This window comes from Paraburkholderia sp. SIMBA_053 (genome assembly GCF_046534895.1).
Classification (GTDB): Bacteria; Pseudomonadota; Gammaproteobacteria; order Burkholderiales; family Burkholderiaceae; genus Paraburkholderia; species Paraburkholderia caledonica.
Genome location: NZ_JAWRXU010000014.1, coordinates 146,787 through 155,353, shown reverse-complemented (window position 1 = coordinate 155,353; position 8,567 = coordinate 146,787). Strand labels below are relative to the sequence as shown.

The following is an 8,567-nucleotide window of genomic DNA, read 5'->3' as shown; positions in this document are numbered from 1 at the left end:
GAGAACCCCATCGTGGCACTTTGATGCCGTTACCCGCAACGGGCGCTTGATTCGGGACGGGGAAGTCCCTTTCATTCATAGATGCCGCGGCGTGGAATGCCGCCCCAGGCGACGAACGCGTGATAGTGCGCGTCGAACAGCATCTCGTGAGTCTGAAGCAGGTAGGCGCGCAGGAAGAAGGCGCGGCTATGGCTGAGCTTGAGCTGTGCGACCTGCAGCTTGGTGCGCTCGCCATTGATAACGGCCCAGTCCTCGCTCCAGTCAAACTGGAACGCTTCGCCAGCGGCAAACCGCAGCGGCACGAACGTTCCCCGTCCCGTTGTCTTTGCCTGCTCGTGCTGTTCCTGCCGCCAGCGCCGAGCGAACGCCGCCACCCGGTCGTAAGAGCCGGTGAAGCCGAGCGCGCACAGATCTGCGTGGATCTGCTTCAGGGTTCTTCGCTGCTTGCGGGGCCGGTTCGCTTCGGTCTTCAGCCAGCTCGAGAGCTTCGCAGCGAACCCGTCGAGCTTGCTGGGACTGTGTCGTTCCGGATAGGCGGGCAGGACCGTACCGGCCCGAATGTAACGCCGGACCGTGTTTCTCGACACGCCCAGTCGTTTGGCAATCTCGCGCAACGAGACATGATCGCGAAAGTGCCAGCGTCGGATGATGCTCAATATAGCCACGTCGATCACTCCGTTCCCCTGCCCGTTCCCGAGCAGGTCAGTGTTCTACGTGGGTCAATATTCGATGCAAATTACTGCGTAGGGTGGGTCAGGATTCAGTGCAAATCAACACGAGCACTTCATTTTGTCGGTACGTCAGTGTCCACACACGCGGTTGCGGGTGTAGTTCAGTGTCGACCGGTTCGACCAACTTAACCATCTGTCGCACGGCTGGCGAGTTCCCGATGATTTTCGGTCGACGCTGCGCTCGAGGAGCAGTCACGAAGAGTTCTCCGTCATATGGCCCGCTGCAGGACGTGCGTGTCCCCCGCAGTGGGCGATAGTGAAAATGCAAGTTGCCTCTCGCGCGAAGAGTTGACATCGGATGTCTTTGAGGGAAACCAACTAAAAGGCGGGTGGACGGTGCGACCGCAGTGTAACCAGGGAAATATGTCGTGTAAATACTGCCATTATTTTTAATGCCATTTATATGGCTGTAGATTTCAGGCTCGTGATGCGTAATGCTCCAGCCCGATATGGCAGAGAACCTCAACCCGCGTCAGGCGCTTTTGCGCGAGCGCATCGCAAAGAATCTGAAGTTTTTCCGTAGCAAGCTCGGTATGTCCCAAGAACTTCTCGCAGACCGTGCTGGCTTGCATCGCACGCATGTGGGCCTGATAGAGAAGGGGCAAACCAGCGCGCGGATGGATACGCTCGTCGTTTTGGCGGGCGCATTGGGCGTTGATGAACTCGATTTGCTTATTGAGCGAGACGAAGCTCCGCTGCCCGCGCTCAAGCGTGGAAGAAAGAAGAAGATTGACGGTCCTGCAGAGAACTGAGCGCCGCATCAACTGTCATGATGTCGGCGCAGACGTGTCGATGAAGGCATCCCGAGTGAAGCTGCGGGCGAAGAAAGCTGAGCCACCTGCAGCGCTTCTGTGCACTATGCCAGTTCCGCAGGCATCGGGGTCCCGTGCAGACTCCACACTGTTAAACATCTCCCCCAGTCGTTGGGGAAAGAAACCGAGGGAACCTCACTGCATGCTCCACAGTGTCTAGCGATTTAGGGGCGTTCTCTTTTTCCTGTCGGCAATGCCGTCAACGATCACCGCGGGCGGCGGTCGCCTCGTCTGCTCAGCAATGGGGGCATGTTTGTAAAAGTCTGGCAAGAGCGGTTTTCAGAGCGCCGCTGCCGTCCGTCAGGAATGTCAGCACCCACTAGTACGCACCAATGCGGTCGACGGCCGCTAGTAGTGCGGTGACTCTCGGCAAGCGGCCACCGCCGGCGTCAGACTTTGCGGTGATTACGGCTTTTGAGCAATCGCCTGCACAATCGCTGCGCGGCCGTCACGAAGGTTCTTAACAAGTGTCTCGACCATGTGGGGGAAATCCGGCCCCATCAGACATTGCAAACCGAAAGCCGGGTTACTTAAATTTATGGCGCGTGACTTCTCGCGCTCCGCAAACCAGGCCAAGCTTGCTTCGGTGCGATCGGACCACGACGTGATCTCGAAGCCCCCATTGGCAAGCAGCTCCCGTGTTTCCTCGACAGTTATCGGGTGGCTCGAATCGGATTCTCGCGCCCATGGCACTGGATAGAGCAAGGCTTTGTTAGCCGATACCACGACGTCAAACATTGCGAAGCGTCCGCCGGACCGGAGTACTCGGAATATTTCGCAATAGAGTGCGGCGCGATCAGCGATGTTCATGGCAACATGCTGTGTCTACACGACGTCAAAGGCATTTGATTCGAAGGGAAGGGACAGCGCATCGGCGCGTGTATATCTAACGCGAGGCGACAATAAAGTTTTCTCTGCGAGCAAGTTTGCCGCTTCAACCAATGACGGACTGAGATCGACCCCATCGACAGAGCAGCCGTAGGTCGCCGCGACGTAGTGTGACGGGCCACCAAGCCCCGAGCCTATGTCAAGAACGCGATCGTCTGCCAAAAGCTTCAGCTCACTGGCAAGTTCTATTGTAGCTGCTAACCCGCCAGAGTGAAATTGATCTAGCGGTGCAAGCCTTTCTACAGAAAGCGGGGTGCGGTCAAGGCCAACGGCGTTGAGAAGTTCCTCAACACATCCGGTCCTGCTGTGAAACCTGTAGTGTTGCAGCGCCTGCGCGATGTTCAACGGAATCTCCTGAATGCGTTGGTGGTAATGAATGAAGAGCAGTACGTGGCGCGAAAGAACTTTGCAACGCGAGCCCGGTGAAAAATCGCCCCTGAAAGATTCGCTAGTGATTGCGGCTATATCGGAATCACTGAATCGTTACAACCGCGTCTGGCAATGGCACGCCCGAAACATCATCGAGATCGACCGGAAACGGAGCGTCGACTTTGTCACACGTTCCGGGCTCCTCTGGCGCGACGGAAGGGCACACGAGGACGTTTGCTGCGATGCTCGTAGGCTATGCGTTAAACCCTCGTCGATAATCGGCGCGTCTGTCACGGTCACAGTGTGCGACAAGTTTATGTGAGGAATTTGCGCAATTGATAAACGACGCCGTGCACGGTGTGGAGCAAGGCGCGCTTGATACGGCTAGTTGATGATCTGCCGACGCTGACCGAAATTGGGGGTGCGGGCTGTCGCTATCGGGCGGCGAATCGAGCCATAGCGCTTCTACGAGGATCATCCTCGACCGCGAGAATTCGCATAGTGTTCGGTGTCGATTCATGAATACGGTGATGCCCTGTCTTCATGCCCGGCTGGACGGCAACGCCGCGCGCGTCAACGGCTTGGCGGACAAACGCGCCGGCACAAGGTGCGGAATCGCGCGATAGGTCACCGCCGAGCCGCCTACCGCCAGCAGCAATGGAAACAGCAGGTCGTGGTTTGCATGCGTGAACTCGACAATCAGCGCGACCGCCGTGAGCGGCATTTGCATCGACGCGGCGAGGAACGCGCCCGCGCCGACAAGAGCGTAGGCGCCCGTCGGCACCTCGGGCATCAGATGATTCCACAAGCCGCCCAGTACAGCCCCGAGCAGCGCGCCGTTGGTCAGGCCCGGCGTGAGCAGGCCGCCTTCGGCGCCGGCGCGCAAGCTAGACGCTTCGATGGCTACTTTCAGAAAGAGCAACGTGGCGGCGAGCGAGATGCTGAGGTCACTGTCGAACGACAGCGTTGCGGCGCCCTTGCCATTGCCCGCTAGCTGCGGAAAGTAGCCTGCCAGCACCCCAATCAACAGAAAGTTAAGGACCGACAGCATCAACAGGCGGGTCCCGCGTGGCGCATTCGCCCGTGCCCCCGAAGTCAGCATTACGAAGAACCAAGCGGCCAGCCCGAACATCGGACCGCACATTGCTGCCCATAGCATCAGCGGCGCACTCACATGGAATGTTGGAACTACATATTGCTGTTCGTTTCCAAGTCCGATCCAAGCCACCACGGCTGCGATCGTCGAGGTGAAAATCGCGCTGAGCAACGCACGCGGCGCGAACGTGCCGAGAAGAACTTCCAGGACGAACACAGCGCCGCCCAACGGTACGTTATAGACGGCGGCGAGGCCAGCGCCAGCGCCGCACGCCACCAGCAGACGGCAATCGTCGACGCTGAGACCGGCGCGAGCCGCGACGCGTCCTGCGAGTAACGAACCAATCTCTCGCGGCGCGACCTCGCGTCCTAGTGGAGATCCCAGCGCTACGGTGATGATCTGCAACAACGCATGCGTGATGGTGCTTACGATCGGCATGCGCGGATCCGGTGATGCAACCGCCCTGCGAATGCTGACAAGCGGCTTGCCAAACCGATAGAGTGTGGCCCATCCCGCGCCCACGACCAGTCCGCACGTACTCAATACGAGCATTCGGCGCAGCGGCGACGCCATGCTGACACCTTCCAGAAAGGTCTTCGACCCAATCAGATGCGCGGTGTCATAACCATAGGCGACATGCTGAATGCCATGCAGCAGGAGTGCCAACACTAGGCCGCCGCACCCTGCTCCGACGCCAGTGCAGGCCAGCGCGGAGGCGAACTTGAGTGCGTAGCTACGTCGGACCGTGCAATTAAAAAAGTTCATGAGCGTGGGGCGTTGACAGTTATCTCCGGCATGATAGGGGATGGCGCGTATGTATTTGTTGACTGATTTTGCTTAACTTATGCGACGATCGCATAAGTTAAGCATCCGAACGGGTCCGGAAGCGCCGGCCGAAAGGCGCCCGATCGGATTACGACCGATCCGACGTTGACCTCGTCAGCGGGATACTCTCCACCCGGGAATCGTGTAGCAGAGTCTTCCAGGGTGGCACTCGAACACTATGCCCGGAATCGCGATCGACTCTGTCCTGTACGATTGAGCGAGGCGTTCCTAGTTAGTGAGCGCGGCAAGCGACTGAAGGCAGGCACTGCACGAAGCATGTTCGTCAGAATGTCGCGCGCTGTGGGTCTGCGATCGGCGACAGAGGACGGGCGCGATGGTTACGGCCCGCGCTTCCAGGACTTCCGGCATAGCTTCGCGACTCGAAGGCGGGTCGAATGGTATCGCGCCGGTCTGGACGTGAGTCGGGAATTACCGAAACTTGCCGCGTACCTCGGGCATGTCAACATCGGCCTTACGTACTGGTACATCGAAGCGGTTCCTGAGCTGCCTGGACTCGCGGCAGCCTATCTCGAAATGGACTGTCCGGGAGAACGGCCGTGAGCGCCGCCAGCCTCCCAGCCCTCGTTCAGCGCTTCTTCACCCAGCGCCTGCTCGAGCAGCAAGGTCTGAGTTCGCATACGGTGGCAAGTTACCGGGACACTTCCCGGCTGCTGCTGGCGTTCGCTACGAAGCATATCGGGCGTGCGCCGTCAAAGCTGCGAATCGAGGACTTCGACGTGTCGTTGATCGAGCAATTCCTGCAGCACCTCGAACACGGCAGAGGCAATTCGGTGCGCACACGCAACACGCGGCTTGCCGCCGTGCATGCCTTCTTCCGGTTCGTCGCGGTCAGTGAGCCTGCGTTGTTTCTGCCGTGTCAGCATGTCCTTGCAATCCCATCCAAACGCTGCGAGCACGGCCCGTTTGAGTTTCTGACCGAGAGCGAGGCCGCCGCTTTGGTAGGGGCGCCTGGCGTACGAAACTGGATCGGCAACCGCGACCCGACGCTGCTTCTTGTAGCGGTTGAAACGGGCCTGCGCAATAGCGAATTGACCGCACTCCGGCGTCAGGATGTGACGCTCGGCACAGGCGCCCACGTTCGTTGCCTCGGCAAAGGCAGAAAGATGAGATGTACTCCGCTGCGACCGGATGTAGTTGCCGTCCGGAAACAGTGGCTGCTATATCAACCAGGCGAACCAGGCGATCCGGTCTTCCCCAGTTCGCGCGGTGGTCATCTCAGTGCCGATGCTCTTCAGCAACTCGTGTCGCGCAACGCCGAAATCGCGCGCCTCTCGTGCCCCTCGCTGAAGAAGAAATCAATAACGCCTCATACGCTTCGGCACACGGCCGCGATGAGCCTGATGCATCACGGCGTCGACCTGACCGTGATCGCGCTCTGGCTCGGTCACGAGTCCTCCGAGACTACTCAGATCTATTTGCACGCCGACATGCAACTCAAGGAACGCGCGCTCGCGCACGCGACGGCGAGTGGTGTGGCACCGACACGCTACAAACCTCGATCCGTTGCTCGCCTTCCTGGAGGCTCTCTGATAATGCCGACAACCGGAGCGACCGAGAATAGAGATCGCCAACCGTTGTCTCCGTGGTCATGACGCGGCATAACCGGGGAGTCTGCATAACTGGGTCGAGAACCAGATCCGTCCATGGGCAATGGGGCGTTCATTGTGCACCTCCTTGCGAAGCCTCGGTAAACATTGCGATCTGGCCTTCCGCATCATCGCGACACGGGCGATGTTTACGCGATAAGGCCGCTGTAACCGCATCGCTGCGCAAATCGCTCGCACGAATTTGCTAGGGAGCGTCGGGCACCACCTGCTCAGCCGGCAGAATCCGGTCGTTGATCAAACACCGGATCATGTGGTGGGTGACGCCAAGCAATTTCGCGGCATCGGACATCGTGAGCCACTCACCATCCTTCTCAGCCGACTTGTACGCATGGATGTCCCGCACTCGCCGTATGGAACTGACACGTTGCGCAGTCCAGGTCTTGCCCTGACCTGTGCGCAACCCCATCCGATTTAACGATGCGGCGATGTTCTGATCTGACCATCGGCTTGCCACGCTGCGAACAACCGCGAGCGCCTCATCAGAGGTGCTGCAACTATGCTCGCCCGTTCCGGGCTTGCGAATTCTTAGCTGGGAATGCTGGCCGCCTTGCCAGTGGATCGTCAGCATGACTTCGTGAGCATCGTCGTCGACGTCTGCAACAATATCAACGATGAGCGCGCGGACTAGCTGCTGGCGCATGCGCATGGTCACGCCAGGAGCGTTCCAGGCCGCCTGGAGATTCTCAGCGAGCTTTGAGAAGTCAGGGCAAGCTGCCGGGGCCATCGATGCTTCCGCCGTCTCCAGACGCGCCTGGCATGCCTGTACCCGACGTAATGCTGCCTCCCAGTTCTTTTCCAGTTGCGCGGCAATCAGACGGTTATCCGGGTCGCAAGCGGCGTATCGGCGCTCGGCGAGCATTGCCAACGGTTTCACGACACGCAGAAGTTCGTTTCCAATGGCAGCATAAATGCGGGAACCGCCGAAGCTCATGCATCGCGGCGGGATGTCAAAGCGGTCACATCGATAGACGGCCTGCGGGACTCGTCCAGTATAGGCCACTGACAAGCGACGCCCGCAGCGCGCACAGGCAAGCAGACCGGCGAGCAGCGCCCGTCCACCGCGGCTCGATTTTACGTCGCCCGCCTTGCCGTAGGCGTTGGCCGAGAGCTGTTTCTGATTGCGTTCGAATTCCGCCCAATCGATGTAGCTTTCGTGATGCTCCCGAAGCAGGACATCCTACTCCTCAAACGGCTTGGGATGCTTATAGCTCTTGCGCGCACGCCCATCTACTATCGCCATCTGCTTACCACTCTTGCCATACACGTAGGCGCCGGCATAAAACGGATTCTTGAGTACCGAGATCACGTTACGGTAGCGTACGGGTATCCAGTCAAAGTGCGTCAGCGTCCTGCCGTCAGAGGGGCGCGGGAAGTGGACCTGTTGAGCCCGTAGCGATAACAGAACCTGTCTTGCGCTACCAAGTTCGCGGAAACGGACAAATATCAGGCGTATGACTTCCTGCAATTGCAGGTTTGGATCAATGCCCAGACCGACTTCACGATGCCAGATATAGCCGATCGGCACACTGATACGAAGTTCGCCGCGGTGCGCCTTCTGGCGCTTGACATCGTGCATACGGGTACGAAGCACATTAAGCTCGAACTCGCTGATGCTGCCCTTCATGCCTAGGAGCAGGCGATCGTTTGACCGGCACGGATCGTACACACCGTCGAGGTCGATTACGCGCTTCGACAAGTCCGCAAAGCTCGAGAAGATGGTGCCAGTCGCGCCGGTTTCAAGCGAGGCGTGAGGCATCCGCGCATAGTACTGCTCCGACCTCACCGGCAGACAGCAACGCAACCAGCCGCTCGAAACCGGGTCGGGCCACCGTGCCGCTCGCTGAACGTCGCAGATCGTCGTCGATGACTTCAATGTCACGGAATCCGCGTCGCCGGGCCTCCTGCACGAGGTCGTTCTGTCGGCGCTTACTCTCAAGGTTCATCTGGACCTGCGTCTGCGTCGATTGCCGAACATAAACCACGGCCTTACGCTTCGGTGGCAGCGAGGGCAACGGCTCATCGTTGTTCATCGTCACGCTCCCTTGTTAGCGCGACGCCGGCGGCCTGCGTTAGCAGGGTTGCAAGGTGTCTGATGACGTTTTAGCGCTGTGCCGGACTCATCCCCTGAAGCTCGACCGGGTCGAACGTCATGTTCAGCTGGTGCGATATCGGTCGCAACGACTGCGGGTCTACGGGACCGACGTTTGGTAGGGCTTGT

The 8,567-nt window shown here is 59.2% G+C and carries 7 protein-coding genes and 2 pseudogenes; 2 read left to right on the top strand and 7 right to left on the bottom strand.

Annotated features, from left to right (window positions below; all coding sequences use genetic code 11):
* Positions 1–74: 74 nt before the first annotated feature.
* Positions 75–674 (bottom strand): annotated as a pseudogene (gene istA / locus SB753_RS29285) (IS21 family transposase); the annotation flags it as partial.
* A gap of 491 nt (positions 675–1,165) precedes the next feature.
* Here istA and SB753_RS29280 point away from each other — a divergent pair.
* Complete coding sequence (locus tag SB753_RS29280; protein WP_410803223.1) at positions 1,166–1,483, top strand: helix-turn-helix domain-containing protein; 318 nt, start codon at positions 1,166–1,168, stop codon at positions 1,481–1,483.
* Positions 1,484–1,948: 465 nt separating this feature from the next.
* Here SB753_RS29280 and SB753_RS29275 read toward each other — a convergent pair whose 3' ends face one another.
* From SB753_RS29275 to SB753_RS29265, 3 genes are all read right to left on the bottom strand, one after another.
* Positions 1,949–2,353, bottom strand: coding sequence for a hypothetical protein (locus SB753_RS29275; RefSeq protein WP_410803221.1), 405 nt, complete (start codon positions 2,351–2,353; stop codon positions 1,949–1,951).
* 15 nt (positions 2,354–2,368) lie between these two features.
* Positions 2,369–2,776: a methyltransferase domain-containing protein gene (locus SB753_RS29270; RefSeq protein ID WP_410803219.1), complete on the bottom strand. Its 408-nt coding sequence runs from the start codon at positions 2,774–2,776 to the stop codon at positions 2,369–2,371.
* 565 nt (positions 2,777–3,341) lie between these two features.
* Positions 3,342–4,661, bottom strand: coding sequence for a chloride channel protein (locus tag SB753_RS29265; protein WP_410803217.1), 1,320 nt, complete (start codon positions 4,659–4,661; stop codon positions 3,342–3,344).
* A 617-nt stretch (positions 4,662–5,278) separates the two neighbouring features.
* On the opposite strand from SB753_RS29265, the pseudogene SB753_RS29260 reads away from it, so the two are divergent.
* Positions 5,279–6,272 (top strand): annotated as a pseudogene (locus SB753_RS29260) (tyrosine-type recombinase/integrase).
* A 261-nt stretch (positions 6,273–6,533) separates the two neighbouring features.
* Here SB753_RS29260 and SB753_RS29255 read toward each other — a convergent pair.
* The 3 genes from SB753_RS29255 to SB753_RS29245 all read right to left on the bottom strand — a co-directional run bounded on the left by SB753_RS29255 (position 6,534) and on the right by SB753_RS29245 (position 8,379).
* Positions 6,534–7,280: a DNA-binding protein gene (locus SB753_RS29255; protein WP_410803215.1), complete on the bottom strand. Its 747-nt coding sequence runs from the start codon at positions 7,278–7,280 to the stop codon at positions 6,534–6,536.
* 246 nt (positions 7,281–7,526) lie between these two features.
* Positions 7,527–8,105, bottom strand: coding sequence for a recombinase family protein (locus SB753_RS29250; RefSeq protein WP_410803214.1), 579 nt, complete (start codon positions 8,103–8,105; stop codon positions 7,527–7,529).
* Positions 8,086–8,379 (bottom strand): recombinase family protein, encoded by a 294-nt coding sequence (locus SB753_RS29245; protein ID WP_410803212.1) that lies wholly within the window; start codon positions 8,377–8,379, stop codon positions 8,086–8,088. Before SB753_RS29245 ends, SB753_RS29250 begins: the two co-directional genes overlap by 20 nt.
* Between the last annotated feature and the right edge of the window lie 188 nt (positions 8,380–8,567).